Genomic DNA, 22,518 nt, shown 5'->3' with positions numbered 1-22,518 from the left:
GAACCGGAAGGACTCCAGCAGTGTCATCGAGACACACCAGGATGGTGCGGGGTTCGGCACTCGTCGCGGGCCTCGCGCTCGTGGGCGGGCTCGCCACGACCGCCCCCGCCGTCGCGGCGGAGCAGGTCGAACTCACCGCACCGGCGCTCACCGGCCAGTACGAGGTCGGCACCACCGACCTCCACCTCGTCGACCGGTCCCGGCCCGACCCGTGGAAACCGGACCGGCGCCGGGAGGTCATGGCGACCGTCACTTATCCGGCCGACCGGTTCGCCCACGGCCCGCAGGCACCGTGGCTCACGCCAGGTATGAGCACCGTCATCGACCAGTTTTTGGCGGACAAGAACGGCCTCGATGTCCCGGTCGGCAGCGTCGACTGGGCGTCGTCGAAGCGGCGGGCCGAGATCGGCGTTCCGGTGGCGCCCGGCGCGCCGAAACCGGTCGTGCTCTTCTCTCCCGGCTTCGGGGGACCTCGGGAGACGTACTCGGCGATCGTCGACGATCTGGCGAGCCGCGGCTACGTGGTCGTCTCGCTCTCGCACACCTACGAGAGCGGCGCGGTCGAGTTCCCCGGCGGACGGCTCGAGACGGCGCTCCCGCCGGGCGAGGGTCCCGAATTCATGAAGAAGGCTCTCGACGCGCGGGTCGACGACAGCCGGTTCGTCCTCGACCAGCTCACGAAGATCACGCGGGGGCAGAACCCCGACGCCGAGAACCGGCCGCTCCCCCGTGGGCTCGGCTGGTCGCTCGACCTGTCGAAGGTAGGTGCCTACGGGCACTCCTACGGCGGGTTCACGGCGGGCGAGACGATGGTCCACGACCGCCGCGTCGACGCCGGGATCAACCTGGACGGCGCGATGGCGACGGCGTTCGGCTACCCGCCGGGAAGCGCCTACGTCCCCGGTGAGGTCACGAAACGCGGCCTGGACCGGCCGTTCCTGCTGATGGGCGCCGAAGGCGTCGGCGAGGACGGGAAGCCGCTCGAACACACGCACCGCCAGCCGGAATTCGACCGCAGCTGGGCGGATTTCTGGGCCAACCAGCGAGGCTGGAAGCGGGACCTGCTCCTGCGCGGCGGCAGCACGCATATGGCGTACAGCGATCTGCAGGTCATCGTGCCGCAGCTCGGCGCGCTCGTGACGCCGGAGAAACGGAAGGCGTCCATCGGCACCATCGATCCCCGTCGTTCGCTTGCCGCGCAGCGGGATTACATCGGGGCGTTCTTCGATCTGCACCTACGCGGCCGGGACAGGCACCTGTTCGACGGTGAGTCCCCGCGGCATCCGAATATCGATTTCATCGACTAGTGTCCTGCGCCGGAGGTTCGTGCGTCCAGCGGGAACCTGGATCAAACCCCGCACTCACGTGCTCAGAGCCGTATTTCACGTGCTTGGAGACCGCACACGCGAGTTACGGCTACAAGCACGTGAGTCACGTTTCTGAGCACGTGAGTTCGGCGAACGGGGTCACCGTGCTTGCCCGCGTACTTACGACACGAACTTCGGACTCAGGACACTGGGGCTGAAGGGGACTTTCCCCGCATGCCATCGGGCGAAGGACGCTTTCACCCCATGCGATGCGGGGAAAGCGTCCTTCAGCTCCTACATTGGCAGGGTGACCAAACCGATCGTCGAAATGCCGCTGCGCGTGCGCTACCACGAATGCGACGGCCAGGGCATCGTCTTCAACGCGAACTACCTCGCCTACGTCGACATGGCCATGTTCGAGGTGGAGAGAGCCCTCTTCGGCTCCCACGAGGCGGCGCTGGCCGCTGGTGTCGACGCCGTCGTCGCCGAGTCGAACCTCCGCTACCGGGCGCCTTGCCGCTACGACGACGAACTGGTCGTCTCGGCGTTCCTGAACCATCTCGGAACCACGTCGCTGATCATCGACTTCGAGCTCAGCCGCGACGGCAAGGTGTGCACCGAGGCGACCAACCGCTACGTCTTCGTCGATCCGGCGACGCTCCGGAAGGCGGCGCCGCCCGCGTTCGTGCGCGAGGCGTACGCCGCCTTCCTGCCTGCTCAGCCGGACTGAACGCCGGGGCGCCGGTCCTCGACGACGTAGCTGGCCCGCGTGCTGATCGGCGCGCCGGGGGTGTTGACGAACGGCACCACCCGGAAGTCACTCCGCCAGCGGTGCCGGTCGACGTTCACCCGGACGTAGCCGCGCTGGTTGTTGAAGAACTTCATGTGCGGGTTGGCCTTCAGCAGGTTCTCCCCGGCGGGCGTCATGTCGGCGCCGTTGCCGCCGCTGGTGATCGACGTCCCGACGAACTCGCTCGCCACCGTGGCCGAACCCGGGTCGCCGAAGTCACGCTTGAGGTCCCAGGCGTAGTTCTGGTGCCGGTCGCCGGTGATGACCACCAGGTTCCGCACACCCCGGTCCTGCGCCGCGGCGAGCACGCGGTCGCGGTCGGCGACGTAGCCGTCCCACGGGTCCAGGTGCACGTTGGTCGCCTCGCCCGCGTCCGTGTCGGTCTGGCCCATCGGTGCCTGGTTGCCCAGGATCTGCCACCGCGCGTGGGATCGGGAGAAGCCGTCGAGCAGCCACTTCCGCTGTTCCGAGCCGAGCAGGGTGCGGTCTTCGTCGAACCGCTCGGTGCAGTTCGCCGACTGGCCGTCGCCGCACGGCTGGTCGTCGCGGTACTGGCGGGTGTCGAGCATGGTGAAGTCGGCCAGCGTGCCGTAGCTCAGCCGCCGGTGCAGACGCGCGTCCGGCCCCTTCGGCAGCTGGGCGATGCGGTACGGGAGGTGCTCATACATCGCCTGGAACGCCTGCGCGCGGCGCTGGCGGAACACCGCGCGGTCCTGGTCCGGTTCCTTGTCGATCTGCGAGATGTCGCCCGCCCAGTTGTTCTCCACCTCGTGGTCGTCGTTGACGTGGATCCACGGGAAGGCGGCGTGCGCGGCCATCAACGGCGCTTCGGACTTGTAGAGCGCGTATTGCAGCCTGTAGCGCGCGAGGTCGAAGGTCTCGCCCTTGAACTGCGGACCCACCGGCGTCCCGCGCCCGACACCGGTGACGCCGCTCTCGTAGAGGTAGTCGCCCAGGTGCACGACCAGGTCGAGGTCCTCTGCCGCCATGTGGTTGTACGCGGTGAAATGCCCGGCCTCCCAGCTCTGGCAGGACGCGAACGCGAAGTTCAGCTCGCGCGGCGACGACCACGCGACCGGCGCCGTCCGCGTACGGCCGACCGGCGAGATCTCGCCGCCCGCGCGGAAACGGTAGAAGTACTGGTGATCCGGCGCGAGGCCGTGGATCTCGGGGTGCACGGAGTGACCGAGTTCGGGGGTGGCGACCACCGAGCCGCGGCGGATCACGGCACGGAAGCGCTCGTCCAGCGAGACCTCGTACTCGACGCGAACCGGCGTCCGCGGCATCCCGCCGAAGCCGTCGGCCTCGTAGGGCTGTGGCGCGAGCCTGGTCCAGAGCACGACACCGCCGGGCAACGGGTCACCCGAGGCGACGCCCAAGGTGAAGGGGTTACCGGAGCCGCTCGCGAGCGGCATCGCACCGGCGGCGTTCCAGGCACCGGTCCCCAGCAGGACGGCGGCCGCGCCTGCGGAGCCATAACCGAGGAAGCGACGCCGCGACAGGGGGTGAGGGAGCGAAGGCATGAAGCCCTCCTGTGGTGGGATGGTCACGGGCGGCCTCATGCTCGTCCGCGTATATGGCCTCCCGGCCGCCCTCAGGCGAAGCGCCCGTGAACGAAAGACGATCAACCCTCGTGTTCCGCATCCTGTTCTACCACCCCGAAATCCCGCCCAACACGGGTAACGCGATCCGCTTGACCGCGAACACCGGTTGCGAGCTCCACCTGGTGGAGCCACTCGGTTTCACGCTGGAGGACAAGCAGCTGCGACGGGCAGGCCTCGACTACCACGACCTCGCGCGCGTCCACGTCCACGCGGACCTCGACGCGGCGTGGGCGGCTTTGCTGCCCGCGCGGGTCTACGCGTTCAGCGCCTCGGCGACACGGCTGCACACCGAGGTCGCGTACGAGCCGGGTGACGTGCTGATGTTCGGGCCGGAGTCGGCCGGGCTGCCCGCGGAGGTCCAGGAGGCCGCGCAGGTGACCGAGCGGGTGCGGCTGCCGATGCTGCCGACCAGTCGCTCGCTGAACCTGGCCAACACGGCGGCGATCAGCGTGTACGAGGCTTGGCGGCAGAACGGCTTCGCGACTCCCTGAAGGCGTGGCCCCCATGTTATGAACGGACCGTTTATAACAAATCTTGTTATGAACGGTCCGTTCATAACACGTGCGCCTACGGCAGTCGTTGCCCCAGGAAGAGCGAAGCGGCGGCACCGATCATCAGCACCAGCGTCCCGAGGATCACCCAAGGACGGCTCGCGTCGGCGTCCTTCAGCTCGTACCCGATCTGCTCGCCGAGGTCGTCGTACACGCGTTTCAGCTCGTCAGCGCTGGCCGCCTTGTAGAAGTCGCCGCCCGAAAGGCGCGCGATCTCCTCCAGCGATTCGTCGTCGACCTTCACGTCCTGCGGTTTGCCGTCGATGTCGACCGAACCGTGCGTGGTCCCGAACGAGATCGACGAGATCGGCACCTGCGCCTGCTTCGCCGCCTGCGCGGCCGTGTAGCCGCCTCGCGGTGCGTACAGGTCGTCCGGGACGGTCTGTTTGCCATCACTCATCAGGACGATCCGGGCAGGCGGCGGGCCTTCCGCGCCGCCGACGATCGCCGAGAAGCTCTCGATCGACTGCAACGCGGCGAAGATCCCTTCACCGGTGGCCGTCGACTGCGCCAGCTTCAGGTTGTCGATCGCCTTCACGACACCGCCGCGGTCGGTGGTCGGCGCGACCAGCACGGTCGCCGTCCCCGCGAAGGAGATCAGGCCGAGGTTCACCCCCGGAGTCATGTTCTGCGCGAACGAGCGCGCCGACTCCTGGGCCGCCTTCAGCCGCGTCGGGGCGACGTCGGTGGCTTCCATCGACAGCGAGGTGTCGATCACCAGCATCACGGTGGCCCGGTTGCGGGGCACCTTCTGCTCGGCGGTCGGACCGGCGAGTGCGACGGTGAGCACCAGCAGCGAGAGCACGATCAGGATGGCGGGGACGTGCCGCACCCAGCCTTGGGTCTTCGGCGCGACCTTGTCCAGCAGTTCCAGGTTGGCGAACCGCATGGTGCGCTTGCGCCGCGCGCGCTGGGAAAGCACGTAGCCGACGGCGACCGCGGCGACCGCCAGCAGCAGCAGGAACCACCACGGCGAGGCGAATCCGGTCAGGCTCACGCGACACCACCGGACCAGCGGCGCTTGCGGGCCACGACGAACCGGACCATGTCCGCGATCCAGTCCGAATCGGTGCGCAGCACCAGATGCGCGGCACCGGCCCGCCGCAACGCGGCCGCGACCTCCTGCCGGTGAGCATGCGCCGCGGCGCCGAATTCCTTGCGCAGCAAGGCCGAAGCGTGCACTTCGCGCTGTTTCCCTGTCTCCGGGTCGGCCAGCACGACGGTGCCCACGTCGGGCAGGTCGATGTCGCGCGGGTCGAGGACTTCGATGGCGATGAGGTCGTGATGCCCGCCGAGCGCGCGCAACGGGCGCTGCCATTCCATGTCGCCGAGGAAGTCGGAGATCACGACGGCGAGCCCGCGACGGCGGGGAGGACGGCGCAGTTTCTCCAGTGCGGCGGCGAGATCACCGCGGACACCTTCCTCGGCACGCGGGGTCTCGGCGAGTTTGCGGACCAGTCCCCGCGCGTGCGGGAGCCCGCCGCGCGCGGGGATGCGCGTGATGCTGCCAGCCCCGTTCGAGACGAGCGCGCCGATCCGGTTGCCGCCCCCACCGGTCAGATGGGCGACCGCCGCCGTCGCGCAGACGACGAGGTCACGTTTCTCGCAGAGCGCGGTGCCGAAGTCGAGGCTCGCGGACACGTCCGCCACCAGCCACGTCTCCAGCTCGCGGTCGGCGACGGTCTCCCGGATGTGCGGGCTCGTCGTCCGCGCGGTGACCGCCCAGTCCATCCGGCGGACGTCGTCACCGGGCTGGTAAGGCCGGGCCTCCCCCGGTTCCGAACCCGGCCCCGGCACCAGGCCGAGATGGTTTCCCTGCAACAGACCGTCGAGACGGCGGCGCACGTCGAGTTCGAGCGTGCGCAGGCCCGCCTCCATCCGCTCCCCGCGGAGTACCGGCGGTGCCCAGGAAGGGCGTTCGCCCTTCTCGTTCTTCACGCTTCGTCCTTACCTGACGGGTGCGCCGGCCGGGACGCTCTGCGCGGCGCCGCCCTGCGGACGGGCCGAGACCTGCGGCAGCGGCACGGTCTGGAGCACCCGCGTGATGATGTGGTCGATGGGGACACCGTCGGCCAGCGCGTCATAGGACAGCACGAGCCGGTGCCGCAGCGCGTCCGGCACGACGTCGACGACGTCCTGCGGCAGCACGTAGTCCCGGCCACGGACCAGCGCGAGAGCGCGCGACGCGGCGATGATGCCCAGGCTGGCGCGCGGCGAGGCACCGTAGGACACCCAGCCCGCGACGTCGGCGAGGCCGTGGTCGTTCGGGGTACGGGTGGTGAGCACGACGCGGACGACGTAGTCGACCAGCGCGTGGTGCACGAACACCTGCGAAGCCACGTTCTGAAGCCGGACCAGCTCGCCGGGGCTCAGTACCTCTTGCGGGGTGGGCGGGGTGACGCCCATCCGGTAGATGATCTCCCGCTCTTCCTCGGCCGTCGGGTACTCGACGACGATCTTGAACAGGAACCGGTCGCGCTGCGCCTCGGGCAGCGGGTACACACCCTCGTTCTCGATCGGGTTCTGCGTGGCGAGCACGAGGAACGGGTCGGGCATCGGGAAGGTCTGGCCGCCGATCGACACATGCCGCTCGGCCATCACCTCGAGCATCGCCGACTGCACCTTCGCCGGCGCGCGGTTGATCTCGTCGGCGAGCACGAAGTTCGCCACCACCGGGCCGAGTTCGACGTCGAACCGCTCGGCGCCCTGTCGGTAGATCCGGGTGCCGAGGATGTCGGCGGGGACCAGGTCCGGGGTGAACTGCACTCGCGAGAACGAGCCGCCGACCACCCGCGCGAAGGTCTCGACGGCGAGGGTCTTCGCGACGCCGGGGACACCTTCGAGCAGGAGGTGGCCCCTGGCCAGCAGGCCGACCAGCATCCGTTCGACCAGCCTGTCCTGGCCGACGATGATCCGCTTGACCTCGAACACGGTCCGCTCCAGCAATTGGGCGTCCCGCGCCGGCGTTCCGGGCTGCTGCTGCGCGCCGTCGGCGTAGCCGGGCTCGGTCACTCGTGCCTCCTGTGTTCCCCGCTTGCGTTCTTGCGTCCGGCTGTGACCGTAGTGGTCGTCGGCACAGCCGTTCGTGACGGTAGCCAACCCGACCACCGGTATGACGGCTGTGAAGGAGCCGCCGGGGGCGCCTCAGTCGAGGCAGAACTCGTTGCCCTCGATGTCCTGCATGTTGAGGCAGGACTCGTTTTCCTCGTCGGCGAGCAGCAGCAGCCCGCGGACGGCGCCGAGCGGGACCAGTCGCGCGCACTCGGCCTCGATGGCGGCGAGGCGCTCTTCACCGACAAGCCCGGTACCGACCCGGACGTCGAGATGCACCCGGTTCTTGACGACCTTGCCTTCGGGAACGCGCTGGAAATACAGCCGAGGGCCGACCCCGGTGGGATCTTGGCAGACGAACCCCGCGTCCTGTTTCTCAGGTGGCAGCGAGCGGGTGTAGTCGTCCCAGGTGTCGAATCCTTCCGGTGGCGGCGGCACGACGTACCCCAGCACCTCACACCAGAATCGGGCCACCCGCTCGGGTTCTTTGCAATCGAAGGTGACTTGGACCTGTTTGACAGACGCCATCGGCCCACCATAGCCACCCGCCTCAGGAGAATCGATCGATATCCTCGGGCGTATCGATGTCGGCACTCTCCCCTGGTTCCTCAGGGACTTCGACGATGTCCAGCCCGCCCAAGGTCCGCCGCAGCGACGCGTTCTCCACCGTCTCCGGCAAGGCGCCGCGCAGCGCTTCCGTCCGCCAGACGCCCAGCAGCCACTGCCGTTCCCCGCCGACGTCGACAAGGACCGCGCCGTCAGCGGACCCCAGTGCGGCCACCAGCCGGTCCACAGTGGACTTCCGGACTCCGGCGAGATCACCGGCGAGGACGGCGACGTTCTCCGTGCCCACCATGGCGAGTCCCGCCGCCAGCGCGGCCACCGGTCCGGTGCCGGGCTCGGCCTCCCGAGTCCACCGGACGTCGCCGAAACCCGGCCGTTCGGGTCCGACGACGATCACCGGGTCCGCTTCGGCGAGCGCGGCCAGAGCCCGTGCCAGCAAAGGTTTCCCGCCGATGGCGAGCGCGGGTTTGTCCACACCGGACAGGCGGCGCGCGGCACCGCCCGCCAGCACGATCCCCGCGTAGGCCACCTCTAGCCGATCAAACGGGTCGCGTACGGCATGATGCCGCCGTAGCGAACCGGCGCGATCCGCACCCGCAGACCGGACTGCGGCGCCTCGACCATCTGCCCGTTCCCGAGGTACATCGCGACGTGGTGGATGCCCCGCGCGCTGCCGCCCCAGAAGAGCATGTCGCCGCGGCGCATCTGCGAGAGCGGCACCTTCCGCCCGGCGTTGTACTGGTATCCGCTGTAGTGCGGGAGCGACCGCACCCCCGCGAACGCGTAGATCATCAGCCCGGAGCAGTCGAAGCCGATCTTCATGTAGTCGCCGTAGCGATCCGCCGTGCCACCGTCGCGGATGCCGCGCGTCGGGCCGGAGCCGTTGCCACCGCCCCACGCGTACGGAAGTCCCAGCTGCGACAACGCCCGCCGGACGACGGCCTCGACACTCGAACCGGCGGGAGCCGACTGGACGGGCCTGCCGCTCGACGGACGGCCACCGCCACCCTGGCTGGGGCTGGGGCTGGGGCTGGGCCGAGACGCGGCGAGAGCGGCTTGACGAGCGCGTTCCTCGTCCTCGCGGGCTTTCTGCGCCTTCCAGTCCTCGTAGCGCTGCCGCTGTCCCTGGAGACCGCTGACCTTCTGCTGCGCTTCGAAGAGCTGCTTCTCGACGTTGGTCTTGTCGGCTTCCAGCAAACCGGTCTGGGTGGCCTGGGTGTCCTGCGCGTGCTGGGCGGCGCTCTGGGCGTTGTCGGCCTCGTGCTTGGCCGCCTCGGCCGCGCGCTTGCGCTCCTGCGCGATCTCCAGCTTCTTGCGGGCCGTGGCGTCCTTGTTGGACTTCTCGGTCTGCGCGCGCTTCATCGTGTCGAGCGCGTTGAGCCTGCTGCCGCCGACCGCGTCGAGCATCTGGGCGCGGCCGAGGAGTTCCTTGGGGCTGTTGGCGGTCAGGTACGCCGACACCGAGCCGACGGTGCTGCCCTGCTGGAAGCTGGCGGCGGCGAACTTGTCGAGGTCGGCGCGCGCCTTGTCGATGGTCGCCTGGGCGGCGTCGGACTCCGTGCGCGCCGACTGCGCCTCACGGTCGGCCTGCGCGGCCTCGTCCTGCGCCGTCTCGGCGTCGACCCTCGCCTTGTTGGCCTCCTCCATCTTCAGCTCGACCTCGTCGTTGAGCTGAGAGAGCTTCGACTCGGCCTGGGCCAGCTGATTGGTGAGCCTGCCGACGTCACCCGCCTTGGCGTTGGCCTCGGACTTGCTGGAGTTGATCTCGGAGTCGCTGGGGTTCGGCGGGGGCGGCGGAACCGCGAGACCCGTACCCGTCACCCCGAGCAACAGGGCGACGCCGAGCGCGCCGATGGTCACGCCACGGCGGGCACCGGTGCCGAACCCGGTTTCACCACGCACGATCCGCCCACCTCCTGATCTTGAACAACGAGCTCACTGTGCCACTGCTGTCACAGCATTACCAGAAGCACCACCAGGAACTTACACACCGTAGGCACCATTTCCCCTCAACGGGGGACGAACAGACGAACGTTTCGTCACTCGAATGGCCGCAGGTCGCTGAGACCTTCCTGACTCGCGTGTCGGCTTACCTCCCAAAGTGAGCGGTACAGATCCGGACCCAGGGGCGACTTGAACTTAAAAAAGGACAGGCGTACTGTTTGTGGGGACGAACGAGGTGTGCCATCCCGGGTCCGGACTTACGGTGGGGGTGCGCAACACTCGCTCCTGGTCGACCCGAACGACCTGGAGAACACACCGAACTGACCCGCCACTGGAGTTAGAAGTGACTGCACCCGCCAGCAAGGACAGCTTCGGCGCCAAAGACACGCTGAAGGTGGGCGACGCCTCCTACGAGGTGTTCCGCCTCAACAAGGTCGAGGGTGCGGAGCGCCTTCCCTACAGTCTGAAGATCCTGCTCGAGAACCTGCTGCGGACCGAGGACGGCGCGAACATCACCGCCGACCACATCCGCGCGCTCGGCAACTGGGACGCCAAGGCCGATCCGTCGATCGAGATCCAGTTCACGCCCGCCCGCGTGATCATGCAGGACTTCACCGGCGTGCCTTGTGTCGTCGACCTCGCCACCATGCGCGAGGCCGTCACCGACCTCGGCGGCGACCCGGACAAGGTCAACCCGCTGGCGCCCGCCGAGCTGGTCATCGACCACTCGGTCATCATCGACGTCTTCGGCCGCCCCGACGCCTTCGAGCGCAACGTCGAGATCGAATACGAGCGCAACCGCGAGCGCTACCAGTTCCTGCGCTGGGGCCAGGGCGCCTTCGACGAGTTCAAGGTCGTCCCGCCGGGCACCGGCATCGTGCACCAGGTCAACATCGAGCACCTCGCGCGCACGGTGATGTCCCGCAACGGCCAGGCGTACCCCGACTCCTGTGTCGGCACCGACTCGCACACCACCATGGTCAACGGCCTCGGCGTGCTGGGCTGGGGTGTCGGCGGCATCGAGGCCGAGGCGGCCATGCTGGGCCAGCCGGTCTCCATGCTCATCCCGCGTGTAGTGGGCTTCAAGCTCACCGGCGAGATCCCGACCGGCGTGACCGCCACCGACGTCGTGCTCACCATCACCGAGATGCTGCGCAAGCACGGCGTGGTCAGCAAGTTCGTCGAGTTCTACGGCGAGAGCGTCGGCGCGGTGCCGCTGGCCAACCGCGCCACCATCGGCAACATGAGCCCGGAGTTCGGCTCCACCGCGGCGATCTTCCCGATCGACGAGGAGACCGTCCGCTACCTCAAGCTCACCGGCCGCTCCGAGGAGCAGGTCGCGCTCGTCGAGGCCTACGCCAAGGAGCAGGGCCTCTGGCACGACGCGTCGCACGAGCCGGAGTACTCCGAGTACATCGAGCTGGACCTGTCGACGGTTGTCCCGTCGATCGCCGGCCCGAAGCGCCCGCAGGACCGCATCGAGCTCACCGACGCGAAGAACTCGTTCCGCAAGTCGATCCACGACTACGTCGGCGGCGAGCAGGACACCCCGCACACCAACGTCGACGAAGCCGTCGAGGAGTCCTTCCCGGCCAGCGACCCGGCGGCCCTCTCGTTCAAGGACGAGGGCGCGGTCGACATCCAGTCGGCGGCGAACGGCCACAGTGGCCGCCCGAGCAAGCCGGTCAAGGTCAGCACGTCGGACCGCGGCGAGTTCGTCCTCGACCACGGCGCCGTGGTGATCGCCTCGATCACCTCGTGCACCAACACCTCCAACCCGTCGGTCATGCTCGGCGCGGCGCTGCTCGCGCGGAACGCGGTCGACAAGGGCCTCGCGGTCAAGCCGTGGGTCAAGACCTCGATGGCGCCGGGTTCGCAGGTCGTCACCGACTACTACAACAAGGCCGGTCTCTGGCCGTACCTGGAGAAGCTGGGCTACCACCTGGTCGGCTACGGCTGCACCACCTGCATCGGCAACTCGGGCCCGCTGTCGGACGAGATCTCCGCGGCGATCCAGGAGAACGACCTCACCGCGGTTTCCGTGCTCTCGGGCAACCGGAACTTCGAAGGCCGGATCAACCCCGACGTGAAGATGAACTACCTCGCGTCGCCGCCGCTGGTCATCGCCTACGCGCTCGCCGGCACGATGGACTTCGACTTCGAGAACCAGCCGCTCGGCCAGGACACCGACGGCAACGACGTCTTCCTGAAGGACATCTGGCCCGCGGCCAAGGAGATCCAGGAGACCATCGACTACGCGATCACGCAGGAGATGTTCACCAAGGACTACGCCGACGTCTTCGACGGTGGCGAGCGGTGGAAGTCCCTGCCCACCCCCGAAGGCAAGACCTTCGACTGGGACGCGGAGTCCACCTACGTCCGGAAGCCCCCGTACTTCGACGGCATGAAGGCGGAGCCGTCGGCGGTCACCGACATCTCCGGCGCCCGCGTGCTGGCGAAGCTGGGCGACTCGGTCACCACCGACCACATCTCCCCCGCCGGCGCGATCAAGCCGGGCACCCCGGCCGCGCAGTACCTGACCGAGCACGGCGTGGAGAAGAAGGACTTCAACTCCTACGGCTCGCGTCGCGGTAACCACGAGGTCATGATCCGCGGCACCTTCGCGAACATCCGGCTGCGCAACCAGCTGCTGGACGACGTGCAGGGCGGCTACACCCGCGACTTCACCCAGGACGACGCCCCGCAGTCGTTCATCTACGACGCGGCGCAGAACTACGCGGCGCGGAACATCCCGCTCGTGGTGCTGGGCGGCAAGGAGTACGGCTCCGGTTCCTCCCGTGACTGGGCGGCCAAGGGCACCTCGCTGCTCGGTGTCCGCGCGGTGATCACCGAGTCGTTCGAGCGGATCCACCGGTCGAACCTGATCGGCATGGGCGTCATCCCGCTGCAGTTCCCGGCGGGCGAATCGGCCTCGTCACTCGGCCTCGACGGCACCGAGACGTTCGACATCTCGGGCATCACGAAGCTGAACGACGGCGAGACCCCGCACACGGTTCACGTCACCGCGACGAAGACCGACGGCACCAAGGTGGAGTTCGACGCGGACGTCCGCATCGACACCCCGGGTGAGGCGGACTACTACCGCAACGGCGGCATCCTGCAGTACGTCCTGCGGAAGATGACCCAGGCGTAAGCACTTCGCACGGCGAAGGCCCCTTTCCCCGCACTTTGGGGAAAGGGGCCTTCGCGTTCTTCGGTACCGTTCCCGTTATGGCGCGTGGAAGAATCCAGGTCGAAGACGGTGAACTGGCCTACGAAGTACGAGGTGCGGGCGATCCGGTGATCCTGCTGCACGGCGGGATGCTCGACTCCCGCATGTGGGACGCCGAGATGACAGCGCTCGAAGGCCACTACACCGCCGTTCGCTACGACGCGCGGGGACACGGCGAATCGTCCACGCCGACCGGGCGGTTCCGGCATTACGACGATCTCCGCGAGCTGATGACCGCCTTGGAACTCCCCCGCGCCTCACTGGTCGGGTTGTCCGGCGGCGGGCGGATCGCGGTCGACTTCGCGCTGACCTACCCGGACCTGGTCGAGACCCTCGTCCTCGTTGCGACGGGACTCAGCGCGATGACGACGAAGGACCCCTTTGTCCTGGAGCAGACCAAGAAACTCGAAGAAGCGGGCGCCAGAGGCGATCTTCCCGCCGCCATCGACTGTGTCGTGCGGATGTGGGTGGACGGCCCCCGGCGCGCGCCGTCGGACGTCGACCAGGAGGTTCGCCGCCGGTGCCAGGAGATGTACACGCATACGATCACCCGGCACCGCGGCGGCGGCTTCACGCTGATGGACGAACTACGGGCCATCGAACGCGTCGGCGAGTTGACCCCGCGCATCCTGACAATGGTGGGAGACCTGGATTCGTCGGACATCCTCGACATCGCCGAGCAGATCGATCGCGAGGCGCGTGACTCCCGGAAACTCGTCGTTCCCGGGGTCGCGCACATGATCAATCTGGAGAAGTCCGCCGAGTTTTCCCGGCTCCTGCTGGATTTCCTGGACTGCTAGTGGGTGCGAGGGGCACGCGTGGCCGATGTCCCCAATGTCGCATTGGTGTCGCTGAGCGTCTCCAATGCGACATTGGGGACAGTGACCGCGAAGGCCGCCGCGACCCACTAAGCCGTCTCGCGCTCTTCCTGCTCGGAGCACTCTTCCCGGTTCTCCGGACGGCGGTCCAGGACGTGGCCGAGCGGGCGCAGCAGCACGTTGACCCCGACGATCACGGCCGTCCCCGCGAGCGCGACGACGTAAAGTCCCGCTCCCGCAAGGGATCCGACCGCCGCCGAGCACCACAGCGTGGCGGCGGTGTTGAGTCCGCGCACGTTCAGCCCGTCCCGCAGGATCACTCCGGCGCCGAGGAAGCCGATGCCGGAAACGATCTGGGCGGCCACCCTCGTCGGGTCGGCGTCACCGCTGGTGTTCAGCCCGCCGAAACCGTGGGCGGACAACAGGACGAAAAGGGTGGCGCCGACGGCGACGAGGGCGTTGGTGCGGAGTCCGGCCATCCGGGCGCGGTACTGGCGCTCGATGCCGATGACGGCGCCCAGTCCAACGCCGGTGCCGACCCTGAGCAGCATTTCGAAGGTGTTCATGATTCCGGCTCTTTTCTGGCGTGCGTACACAAGGCCAGACAGGGAAAGGAGACCGGAAAAGGTCAGCGCACCGCGCACACGGGTGAACGGCGACCGCATCCGGTCGTTCCAGAACTGTCTTCCGGCATGTGCCGCTCACCTCGCTTTCGTATTCGAACGGTGTCGATCAACCTTCGGAAGGTACCACGCCGATCAAGGTGTCCAGCGCACGGCGACCGCGCCGGACCGGCCGACGATCACCCCCGTGAGTGTTGACCGAGGTGGCGAAGGTGATGGTTCCCGGCCCTGCTCCAGCTGCCCTTTCGAGGTCGGTGAGGCTTCCGTCGGAGTTCCACCGCACGGCGCCCTCTGTGTCTTTCGACATAGCGACCGCAGACGCCCCCGGCTCCGGAACTTGCCGTTAATCGGGTGAATCGAACGCGTCGCGAATCGTGTCGCGCAGCCAGCGCTGGGCCGGGTCGGCGTCGAGGCGGGCGTGCCAGAGCAGGCGCACTTCGATCTCCGGAAGGTCCGCGGGAATCGGGAACCAGCGGAGCCCGAGCGCCCGGCCGTACTGCTCGGCGAGCCGCTGGGGCGCCAGTCCGATGTAGTCACTCGACGCGACCAGGAACGCGGCGACGGCGGACGTGGGGACGACCGCCGCGACCCGGCGCTGGAGTCCCTCGGCCTCCAAGACCTCGTCGAGCGGCCCTCGGGTGCGACCGCGCCGGGAAGCGGAAACGTGGGGATACCGGCAAAGTTGCGCCAGCGTCGGGCGGCGCGTGCGCGCCAAAGGGCTGTCGACCCGGACGATCGCGACCACTCGTTCGCGGTACAGCAGCATCGACCGGATGTCGGGAGCCGAGACATCACCGGCGCCGATGTCCAGATCGACAGAGCCGTCCCGCAGTGCCTCGGTGCTTTCGCTGCCTTCCCCGACGAAGCGCAGGACCACACCCGGCGCGACGGCGGCGGTCGCCTCGACGGCCGCGGTCGCCAGCGTCGCGGCGACGCCGTCGTTGATACGGATGGTAAAGGTGCGTTCGAGGTCGCCGATCGCGAGTTCGCGGTCAGCACTGATCAGGGCCGACGCCTCGTCGAGCAGCGATCGCACACGCGGTGCTGTCCGGAGCGCGAACGGCGTCGGCACCATCCCGCGGCCCGCGCGCACCAGGATCGGGTCCCCCATCGCCCGCCGCAGCCTGCCAAGGGCGCGGCTCGTTGCCGGGATCGACAGGTGCAGACGCTCGGCCGCCGCGGTGACGCTGCCATCCCGCAGCAACGCGTCGAATACGCGCAAGAGGTTCAGGTCCAACTGGTCGGCCATAGTTGCATCGTACGCAACTCACTCTTGCCGAAGTTGCGTGGCACGAAGTACTCGCTGGTCCATAGCTTAATAGGCATGCCACTTCGACTCAACATCCGCGACGACCCGACAGCCGCCGCGAGCCGCTCGGTCGCGCGGCGCGGCCTGCTGGCCGTCATGTGCGCCTGCGTCGTGCTCGTCGTCGGGATGGTCGCCGCGATCAACCTCGCCGTCCCGATGCTGGCCGCGAGCGACCTGAGCCCGTCCGCGTCGGCGCTGATCTGGATCGTCGACACCTATGTCGTTTTCTTCGCCTGTCTGGTGATCCCCGGTGGTGCCGCGGGCGATCGCTTCGGCCGCAAGGGTGTCCTGCTCGCCGGCCTGGCGCTGTTCGGTCTCGGCGCGCTGCTCTCGACGGTCGCGCCGAACGTGCCCTTCCTGCTGGCGGGCCGGGCGATCACGGGGATCGGCGCCGCCGCGGTGCTGCCCAACACGCTCGCCGTCCTGCTGCACGCCGTGCCAGCCGAGCGCAAGGGCGTGACCATCGCGACCTGGGCCTCGATGACCGGCATCGGCGGTGTCGTCGGGAACGTCGGCGGTGGCGCGGTGCTCTCCGGCGGGTCCTGGCGCTGGCTGTTCGCGGTCGCTGTCCCGATCTCCCTGCTGCTCGCCGCCTTCGTCGCCCGCATCGCGCCGGTGTCCCCGCGGCACGACCGGCCGCTCAGCCTGCTCGGCGCCCTCCTGCTCGTCGGCGCGTCGGTCGCCCTCTTGCTCGGCATCGTGGAAGGCCCCGAAGCGGGCTGGACCAGCCCGATCGTCCTGATCGGTTTCGCCGGTGCCGTCGTGCTGATCGCCGCGTGGACGTTCGTGGAACTGAAGGTCGAGCACCCACTGCTCGATCCCCGGTTGTTCCGCGTCCCCGCGCTGCGCAGTGCCTGCCTCGGCATGACCGCGATCTTCTTCGGGATGTTCGCACTGTTCTACGTCAACGCGTCGTTCCTGCAGTACGGCAAGGGATTCAGTGTGCTGCTCACCGGGCTCGGGATCATCCCGATGACCATTCCGGTCATCCTCGGCGCGCGGCATGTCGGGCGCCTCGTCCAGCGCGTCGGCGTCGACGCCACTGTCGCGCTGGCGTTCGCCTTCGGCGGCTGTGGCCTCATCGGACTGTCCACAATCGACGCCGCGACGCCGTATATCGCCTACGCGGCTTGGCTTGTGGTCACCGGCATCGGGGTCACGCTGGCCCTTCCGACGCTGTCCGCCGCCATCTCCGGTTCGCTGCCACCGGCTCAGGCCGGTGTCGGCGCCGGGCTACAGGCCACCACCCGCGAGTTCGGCAGCGCGCTCGGCGTCGCGGTCATCGGCACCGTTCTCACCGGACAGTTCGTCGCCGCGCTGCCGGCCGACGTCCGCGCGAACCACGATCCGCACACCGTGGCGCAGGCCCTCGCCGTGGCGCCGGACCGCGCACCCGAGGTGATCTCCGCGTTCGTCACCAGTACGAGCACGGCCTTGCGGGTGATCGGCGTGAGCGTGCTCGTCCTCGGGGCGCTCGTCGCCGGGCAGTCGCGACTTTCCCGCACTCGCGGGAATGCCTGAAAGGAAGCACCATGTCCGAAGTAACCGCCTTCATGCTGGTGAAGACCACACCCGAATGGCTCGGCCTGACGGTCGAGCAGCGCGTGGAGTCCTTCAAGACCGAAGTTCTCCCGGCGATCGAGAGCAAGGTGAAGGGAGTTCGTTCCCGTTTCTACGACACCGAGTTCTACTCCGCGCGGGTGACCGACGTGTGGGTGTGGGAGGCCGACGACCACCACTCGTACCAGCTGCTCATCGAGGCGCTGCGCGAAACACCCTTCTGGGACCGGTATTTCGAGATCGTCGACCTCTTGGTCGGCGTCGAGAACGCGTACGCCACGAACTACGGCTTGGACAACTACGCGAGTATCAACGTGTGAGCTAGCGAGGAGCGTCTCGACGGTAGCCCGCGAGGAGACGGCCACCCACGTCGTCGAGGACGCGCGTGGAGACGTGCCGCAAGAGGGCCGGGTCTCCCTCGCACACCAGCCGCCGGTAGCCGCGCAGGAGATCGTCGGCGGTCTCCGGATCGGCCTCGCGAAGGCGGCGCAGCAACCACTTGCCGTGTGATCGCCATCGTCGCCGCACGGCGAGGATCAGGTTGGCCACCGCGATCAAGAGCCGGTCGGCAATGAAGACCAGTTCACCGGGATCGTCGGCGCCCTCGAGGTCGTCGAGAAGACCGGTGAGCCCGTAGCGGCGGTCCTCCAGCTCGCTCGCCGAAAGTGGAGGAGGCCCGGCGCGCAACCGCGTCCGGGCCTCCTCGCCGATCCGATGGCCGAACCCGTCCTGGTCGAGCAGCACGACGCCTTCGCCGCACATGTGCAGCAACGGAGAACGCCGGTCCGCGATCTCCCGCCCGGTGAAGACCTCGTACGACTCGTCGGTGTGGCAGAACCATTCCACCGGCAGGCCCTCGTACTCGGTCGTCTCACGGAACGGCGCGGGCGGGCCGTCGAGGAACACGAGGATGTCGAGGTCCGAGAACGCGGTCCGGCGCGCGGTGTTCGTGCTGCCGCCCAGTATCGCGGCCCGCGCGCCGGGAAAGCGGGCGGCGGCGAGGTCGCGAGCAGTACCGACGAGGTCCATCGGTCCAGGATGCCGCTCCGAACGCCACGAAGGCCGCCTTCGGAACGAAACTCGTTCCGAAGGCGGCCTTCCCTGAGATCAGGCGGTTTCGAACGGCTGGACGTTCGGCTGGAACACCTGGCCGTTGGCCGGGACCTTCAGGTCGATCAGGTAGTCGGCCGTCACCTTGTCCACGCCGAGCGAGTCACCCAGGATGCAGTGCCCGAAGGCGTCGACCGAGAGCAACCGGGCGTTGCCCAACTGGTCGGCCATCCGCTTCGAGAACAGGTACTGGGTCGCCGGGTCGTAGTAGTTGCCGACGACCAGCACCGGGGTGTCGGTCTTGGCCTGCCACGGGCCGCGGAACACATCCGGCTTCTTCGCAGGCCACACCGGGCAGCCCGCGATGTCCGAGAACGCCTGGTAGCGACCGAAAGTGGGCGATTCCTTCTCCCACTTCGCGGCGATCTCGGGAACCTTCTCCTGCTTGATCGTGATCTTCTTGTCCGAGCAGTTCACGGCGAAGTAGGAGTCGTCACCGACATACGGGCTGTCCGGGTCGGCGTCCGCGCGCCCGTTCGCGCCCGACCGCAGCACCTTCAGCTCGACGGCCTGCGCCGTCTGCGTCTGCGCCGACGGCGGGTGGACGACGTTGTACAGCGCCTGCAAGTCGTCGGCCAGCGGCGGGAACGACGTCGGCGAGTACAGCACCCCGGCCACCGTGCTGGTGAACGCGTTGATGTCGTAGGTGCTGCCGTCCGGCAGCTTGATCGGCTGCTGGCGCAGGTAGTCACGGATCTCGTCGAACTTCGCCCGCGGCGTGCCCGAACTGAACGAGCACTTCGGCCCGACCTGTGCGCACTTGCGCAGGAAGCCGTCCAGCGCGATCTCGAACCCGCGAGCGCGCTCGCGGTCGTACTGCACGCCGTCGCTGGTGCGCAGTGCCGGGTCGACGTTGCCGTCGATGACGATCGCCCGGCTCTGCTTCGGGAACATGCCCGTGTACGTCGACCCGATCAGGGTCCCGTACGAGAAGCCGACGAAGGTCAGCTTCTGGTCGCCGACGGCCGCCCGCATTTTGTCGAGGTCACGCACGACGTCCTTGGTGGACATGTGGTTCAGCAGCGCACCGGCGTTGTTCTTGCAGAACTGGCCGTAGTCCCGGTACGACGCCAGCGTCCCGGAGATCTCCTGCCGTGACAGCGGCACGGGGATCTGCGCGGCGAAGACGTCGTTCGCGTCCTCCTGCGTGGTGAAGCACTTGAGCGGGTTGCTGGCCCCGACGCCGCGCGGGTCGAACCCGATCAGGTCGAACCGGTCCAGCACCTGCGGCTGGAAGTAGTTCGTCGCGCCGATCGGCATCCGGAACCCGGAACCACCCGGGCCGCCCGGGTTGAGGAACAGCGAGCCGACCTTCTTGTCGGGTGTCTTCGCCGCCCGCTTCAGCATCGCGATGTCGATGGTGCCGAGCGCCGCGTTGTCGTGGTCGATCGGCACGCGGTAGCGCGCGCAGCTGTAGAACTTGACCTGGTCGGCGGGAACACCGCGGATCTGGTCCGCCGTGCAGGCCCCCCAGGTCACCGGCGGGGTCGCACCGACCTGGGCGGCGGAGAGCCCGCCGTCCTGGGCCGCGACCGCGCTACCGGCGGACAGCCCGGTGAGCGCGGCACCGGCCACGAGTGCCCCTACCAGTGCGAGACCGCGCACCGGCCTCCTTGTGGATCTCGGCAAAACGACTCCTCCCTCGGCTGGCGACGCGCTCAGAACACGTCGCACGGTGCGCCGTCGACGTCACGGCGCGTAACACCAAGCGAGCCTCGCACAAGCCGGTAACCCAGTCACCGGCCGAAAGGATGGTACGAACCTATCGAGTGGTGGTCTTTAACTCGAAAATCGGTAACACACGGCGAGCGGACCGCTCTTCCATGGAGTAGCCCGGCCAGAAGTCCAGCAGGAGCTTCCACATCGCGTCGTACTCGTCGTCGAGGAGTTCCCTGGCCCTGACCGGGATCTCCTTGCCCGCCAGCGCGACGACCGCGTCCGGATGCGCGCGCAGGTTGTGCGTCCACGCGGGATGGTTCGGCCTCCCCCAATTGGAGCCGACGAGGACGAAGTCCCCATCGCGGGGGAAGTACAGCAGATTCGTGCTGCGGGGCAGCCCGCTCTTGCGGCCGGTCGTGGTCAGCCGCAGGGAAGGGAGCCCGGCCAGCGCGACCAGGCTCACCTTCCCCTTGAACAGCCGGTGGAGTTTCTTGTCCACCCAGATGATCCCGCCCGCGAGCCCCATCAGCCACGGTTTCGTGCCGAGTGCGCGAGCGAGGAGTGTAAGAGGGTTAGCCACGGACAGATCTTGCCAGGCTCACCCCGAACCGCGATTCCGAGTCCGTCCACCATTTCTCCACCGAGAAACCGGCTTCGGCCAGTTCCGCGGCGATTCCGTCCCGCCGGAACTTCGCGGAGACCTCGGTGCGCACGTATTCGCCCTCGGCGAACTTCACCAGCAGATCGGCGCCCGGGATGTCGACGGTCACCGCCTCGCGGGCACGCAGGCGCATTTCGATCCATTCGTTCTCTTCGTCCCAATACGAGACGTGGTCGAAGGCGGCCGGATCGAAGTTCGCGCCGAGGCCGTTGTTGATCACGTGGAGCACGTTGCGGTTGAACTCGGCGGTGACCCCCGCCGCGTCGTCGTAGGCGCGTTCCAGCGTTTCCCGGTCCTTCACCAGGTCCGTCCCGAGAAGGAGCCACTCCCCTTCGTCGAGCACTTCGCGGACCGAGTGGAGGAAGGCGGCGCGCTCGGCGGGCAGGAAGTTGCCGATCGTGCCGCCGAGGAAGACCACCAGCCGCGGCCGGTCGCCCGGCAGCAGGTCGAGATGCTGGGTGAAGTCCCCGACCACGCCCCGGACTTCGAGGGACGGGTAGTCGGCTTTGATGGCTTCCGCGGCTTCGGCGAGCGCGGTTTCGGAGACGTCGAGCGGCACGAACTCCCTCAGCGTGCCGTGGTCGGTGAGCGCGTCGAGCAGGAGCCTGGTCTTCTCACTCGATCCGGAACCGAGTTCGACGAGGGTGTGCGCGCCGGAGCTTTCCGCGATCTCGCCGCCGCGCGCGGCGAGCACCTCCCGTTCGCTGCGGGTCGGGTAGTACTCGGGAAGGGCGGTGATCTTCTCGAACAGTTCGCTGCCACGCGCGTCGTAGAACCACTTGGGCGACAACCACTTCTGGTCCGCTTCCAGGCCGGCGCGGACGTCCGCGCGCAGCTGCTCGGTGATGTCCGACTCGCTGCGGTGTACGTCGAGATCCACTTCGGTCATCGTGCCTCAGTGCTCCGATCGGCTTCGAGGGGAAGGATTTCCACGCCGGCCCCGGTGACCCGGACGGCGTGGTGTTCGGGAACGGGAGTCCATCCGGGAGCGTCGTCGCACGGTTCCGAAGCGACGACGACACCGTCACCGGTGTCCCGATAGGACAGGGAATGCGTCCACGCCGTGCCGATGAGCGTCCGACCGTCGGTCAGCAGGAAGTTGAGCCGCGAACCCGGCCCCGCCTCCTCGACCACACCGGTCAGCCACGTGACGGCCGAGAGCGGGTCTTCGCCCGCTTCGAGCCGTTCACTCAGCAAAGCCCACAGCAGCACCGAATCCGTGGTCGCCTCCAGGGTGAGCAGGCGCGTGATCGGCAGTTTCGCGGCGAGTTCGGCCAGCGAGCCCGGCCAGCCCTTCACCATTCCGTTGTGACTGAAGAGATGGCCACCGCCGGTGAACGGCGCGTTCGCCGCCTCGACCACCGGCATCCCGGTGGTGCCGTTGCGGACCGCCGCCATGAAGGCGTGCGACCGCACCGACCCGGCGAGCGCGGGCAGGTCCCCGTCGGTCCACAAGGGAGCGGACCGGCGCAGCCGCAGCGGATCGGGGCCTTCGGCGAACCAGCCGAGACCGTACCCGTCCGCGTTGACCGAGCCGCCGCCCCGCATGTCGGCCGGGGCGTAGGACTGCACGAGCAGCGAATGCGGGGCATGGAAGAGCAGCTCGGCTGGCGAACGCGGCTCGCCGAGATACGCGAGATGACGGCACATGCCGTTAGCCCCTGTCTGCGGAGCTGGAACGCACCCGGCAACTTGCCCGTACGCGTGAACCCGCCACGGCCGCGGGCCCCGCTAT

The 22,518-nt window shown here is 68.4% G+C and carries 20 protein-coding genes and 1 pseudogene; 7 read left to right on the top strand and 14 right to left on the bottom strand.

All coding sequences use genetic code 11. The annotated features are described in order from the left end of the window. Positions 1-41: 41 nt before the first annotated feature. Positions 42-1,307 carry an alpha/beta hydrolase family protein gene (locus ACLARN_RS11575; RefSeq protein ID WP_409491591.1) on the top strand — a complete coding sequence of 422 codons (1,266 nt, stop codon included), beginning with the start codon at positions 42-44 and terminating at the stop codon, positions 1,305-1,307. A 328-nt stretch (positions 1,308-1,635) separates the two neighbouring features. Next, positions 1,636-2,037: an acyl-CoA thioesterase gene (locus tag ACLARN_RS11570; protein WP_409491590.1), complete on the top strand. Its 402-nt coding sequence runs from the start codon at positions 1,636-1,638 to the stop codon at positions 2,035-2,037. Here the strand turns inward: ACLARN_RS11570 and ACLARN_RS11565 are convergent. Continuing rightward, on the bottom strand, positions 2,025-3,620 hold the full coding sequence (locus ACLARN_RS11565) for an alkaline phosphatase D family protein (RefSeq protein ID WP_409491337.1): 1,596 nt from the start codon (positions 3,618-3,620) through the stop codon (positions 2,025-2,027). The two genes, ACLARN_RS11570 and ACLARN_RS11565, sit on opposite strands and share 13 nt — an antisense overlap. Positions 3,621-3,730: 110 nt before the next feature. Between ACLARN_RS11565 and ACLARN_RS11560 the strand changes: the two genes are divergently transcribed. Continuing rightward, on the top strand, positions 3,731-4,192 hold the full coding sequence (locus tag ACLARN_RS11560; RefSeq protein WP_409491336.1) for a tRNA (cytidine(34)-2'-O)-methyltransferase: 462 nt from the start codon (positions 3,731-3,733) through the stop codon (positions 4,190-4,192). A 76-nt stretch (positions 4,193-4,268) separates the two neighbouring features. Here the strand turns inward: ACLARN_RS11560 and ACLARN_RS11555 are convergent, their stop codons facing one another. The 6 genes from ACLARN_RS11555 to ACLARN_RS11530 all read right to left on the bottom strand — a co-directional run bounded on the left by ACLARN_RS11555 (position 4,269) and on the right by ACLARN_RS11530 (position 9,769). Then, complete coding sequence (locus ACLARN_RS11555) at positions 4,269-5,249, bottom strand: VWA domain-containing protein (RefSeq protein WP_409491335.1); 981 nt, start codon at positions 5,247-5,249, stop codon at positions 4,269-4,271. Then, positions 5,246-6,130, bottom strand: coding sequence for a DUF58 domain-containing protein (locus ACLARN_RS11550; protein ID WP_409491589.1), 885 nt, complete (start codon positions 6,128-6,130; stop codon positions 5,246-5,248). Before ACLARN_RS11550 ends, ACLARN_RS11555 begins: the two co-directional genes overlap by 4 nt. A 69-nt stretch (positions 6,131-6,199) precedes the next feature. Further along, entirely contained in the window at positions 6,200-7,264 is a 1,065-nt protein-coding gene (locus ACLARN_RS11545) for an AAA family ATPase (RefSeq protein ID WP_409491334.1), read from the bottom strand. Between the two features lie 132 nt (positions 7,265-7,396). Beyond that, positions 7,397-7,831, bottom strand: coding sequence for a VOC family protein (locus ACLARN_RS11540; RefSeq protein ID WP_409491333.1), 435 nt, complete (start codon positions 7,829-7,831; stop codon positions 7,397-7,399). Positions 7,832-7,853: 22 nt separating this feature from the next. Further along, the gene (locus tag ACLARN_RS11535; RefSeq protein ID WP_409491332.1) at positions 7,854-8,396 is read right to left on the bottom strand and encodes a molybdenum cofactor guanylyltransferase; all 543 of its coding nucleotides are present in this window, start codon (positions 8,394-8,396) and stop codon (positions 7,854-7,856) included. 2 nt (positions 8,397-8,398) lie between these two features. After that, positions 8,399-9,769 carry an NlpC/P60 family protein gene (locus ACLARN_RS11530; protein ID WP_409491331.1) on the bottom strand — a complete coding sequence of 457 codons (1,371 nt, stop codon included), beginning with the start codon at positions 9,767-9,769 and terminating at the stop codon, positions 8,399-8,401. Positions 9,770-10,154: 385 nt separating this feature from the next. Here ACLARN_RS11530 and acnA point away from each other — a divergent pair, with 385 nt between their 5' ends. Continuing rightward, on the top strand, positions 10,155-12,965 hold the full coding sequence (gene acnA, locus ACLARN_RS11525) for an aconitate hydratase AcnA (RefSeq protein WP_409491330.1): 2,811 nt from the start codon (positions 10,155-10,157) through the stop codon (positions 12,963-12,965). Between the two features lie 77 nt (positions 12,966-13,042). Then, the gene (locus ACLARN_RS11520) at positions 13,043-13,843 is read left to right on the top strand and encodes an alpha/beta fold hydrolase (RefSeq protein ID WP_409491329.1); all 801 of its coding nucleotides are present in this window, start codon (positions 13,043-13,045) and stop codon (positions 13,841-13,843) included. Positions 13,844-13,965: 122 nt separating this feature from the next. Here the strand turns inward: ACLARN_RS11520 and ACLARN_RS11515 are convergent. Both ACLARN_RS11515 and ACLARN_RS11510 read right to left on the bottom strand, forming a co-directional pair. Then, positions 13,966-14,427, bottom strand: a pseudogene (locus ACLARN_RS11515) (MgtC/SapB family protein); the annotation flags it as partial. A gap of 400 nt (positions 14,428-14,827) precedes the next feature. Beyond that, entirely contained in the window at positions 14,828-15,733 is a 906-nt protein-coding gene (locus ACLARN_RS11510) for a LysR family transcriptional regulator (RefSeq protein WP_409491328.1), read from the bottom strand. 156 nt (positions 15,734-15,889) lie between these two features. Here ACLARN_RS11510 and ACLARN_RS11505 point away from each other — a divergent pair, with 156 nt between their 5' ends. Then, positions 15,890-17,314 (top strand): MFS transporter, encoded by a 1,425-nt coding sequence (locus ACLARN_RS11505; RefSeq protein ID WP_409491588.1) that lies wholly within the window; start codon positions 15,890-15,892, stop codon positions 17,312-17,314. Between the two features lie 11 nt (positions 17,315-17,325). After that, positions 17,326-17,673 carry a darcynin family protein gene (locus ACLARN_RS11500; RefSeq protein WP_409491327.1) on the top strand — a complete coding sequence of 116 codons (348 nt, stop codon included), beginning with the start codon at positions 17,326-17,328 and terminating at the stop codon, positions 17,671-17,673. Position 17,674: 1 nt separating this feature from the next. Here the strand turns inward: ACLARN_RS11500 and ACLARN_RS11495 are convergent, their stop codons facing one another. The 5 genes from ACLARN_RS11495 to egtC form a co-directional block, all read right to left on the bottom strand. Continuing rightward, the gene (locus ACLARN_RS11495; RefSeq protein WP_409491326.1) at positions 17,675-18,382 is read right to left on the bottom strand and encodes a nucleotidyltransferase domain-containing protein; all 708 of its coding nucleotides are present in this window, start codon (positions 18,380-18,382) and stop codon (positions 17,675-17,677) included. 78 nt (positions 18,383-18,460) lie between these two features. Next, positions 18,461-20,068, bottom strand: coding sequence for an alpha/beta hydrolase (locus tag ACLARN_RS11490; protein ID WP_409491325.1), 1,608 nt, complete (start codon positions 20,066-20,068; stop codon positions 18,461-18,463). A gap of 157 nt (positions 20,069-20,225) precedes the next feature. Then, on the bottom strand, positions 20,226-20,648 hold the full coding sequence (locus ACLARN_RS11485) for a nitroreductase family deazaflavin-dependent oxidoreductase (protein ID WP_409491587.1): 423 nt from the start codon (positions 20,646-20,648) through the stop codon (positions 20,226-20,228). Positions 20,649-20,694: 46 nt separating this feature from the next. Further along, positions 20,695-21,672 (bottom strand): L-histidine N(alpha)-methyltransferase, encoded by a 978-nt coding sequence (gene egtD / locus ACLARN_RS11480; RefSeq protein ID WP_409491324.1) that lies wholly within the window; start codon positions 21,670-21,672, stop codon positions 20,695-20,697. Then, on the bottom strand, positions 21,669-22,433 hold the full coding sequence (gene egtC / locus ACLARN_RS11475; RefSeq protein ID WP_409491323.1) for an ergothioneine biosynthesis protein EgtC: 765 nt from the start codon (positions 22,431-22,433) through the stop codon (positions 21,669-21,671). Before egtC ends, egtD begins: the two co-directional genes overlap by 4 nt. Positions 22,434-22,518 lie beyond the last annotated feature (85 nt).

Source organism: Amycolatopsis sp. cmx-11-12 (assembly GCF_046269425.1).
Lineage (GTDB): Bacteria > Actinomycetota > Actinomycetes > Mycobacteriales > Pseudonocardiaceae > Amycolatopsis.
Note: the sequence above shows the minus strand (reverse complement) of the source record. Positions and strands in the feature narration are given on the sequence as shown.

Bases quoted from the DNA above. Each gene is read 5' to 3' on its own strand.
- ACLARN_RS11520 (WP_409491329.1), top strand. From the start codon at position 13,043: ATGGCGCGTGGAAGAATCCAGGTCGAAGACGGTGAACTGGCCTACGAA.
- ACLARN_RS11495 (WP_409491326.1), bottom strand. From the start codon at position 18,382: ATGGACCTCGTCGGTACTGCTCGCGACCTCGCCGCCGCCCGCTTTCCC.
- ACLARN_RS11565 (WP_409491337.1), bottom strand. From the start codon at position 3,620: ATGCCTTCGCTCCCTCACCCCCTGTCGCGGCGTCGCTTCCTCGGTTAT.
- ACLARN_RS11550 (WP_409491589.1), bottom strand. From the start codon at position 6,130: ATGGAGGCGGGCCTGCGCACGCTCGAACTCGACGTGCGCCGCCGTCTC.
- ACLARN_RS11505 (WP_409491588.1), top strand. From the start codon at position 15,890: ATGTGCGCCTGCGTCGTGCTCGTCGTCGGGATGGTCGCCGCGATCAAC.
- ACLARN_RS11510 (WP_409491328.1), bottom strand. From the start codon at position 15,733: ATGGCCGACCAGTTGGACCTGAACCTCTTGCGCGTATTCGACGCGTTG.
- egtC (WP_409491323.1), bottom strand. From the start codon at position 22,433: ATGTGCCGTCATCTCGCGTATCTCGGCGAGCCGCGTTCGCCAGCCGAG.
- ACLARN_RS11485 (WP_409491587.1), bottom strand. From the start codon at position 20,648: ATGGGGCTCGCGGGCGGGATCATCTGGGTGGACAAGAAACTCCACCGG.
- ACLARN_RS11540 (WP_409491333.1), bottom strand. From the start codon at position 7,831: ATGGCGTCTGTCAAACAGGTCCAAGTCACCTTCGATTGCAAAGAACCC.
- ACLARN_RS11575 (WP_409491591.1), top strand. From the start codon at position 42: ATGGTGCGGGGTTCGGCACTCGTCGCGGGCCTCGCGCTCGTGGGCGGG.
- ACLARN_RS11500 (WP_409491327.1), top strand. From the start codon at position 17,326: ATGTCCGAAGTAACCGCCTTCATGCTGGTGAAGACCACACCCGAATGG.
- egtD (WP_409491324.1), bottom strand. From the start codon at position 21,672: ATGACCGAAGTGGATCTCGACGTACACCGCAGCGAGTCGGACATCACC.
- ACLARN_RS11570 (WP_409491590.1), top strand. From the start codon at position 1,636: ATGCCGCTGCGCGTGCGCTACCACGAATGCGACGGCCAGGGCATCGTC.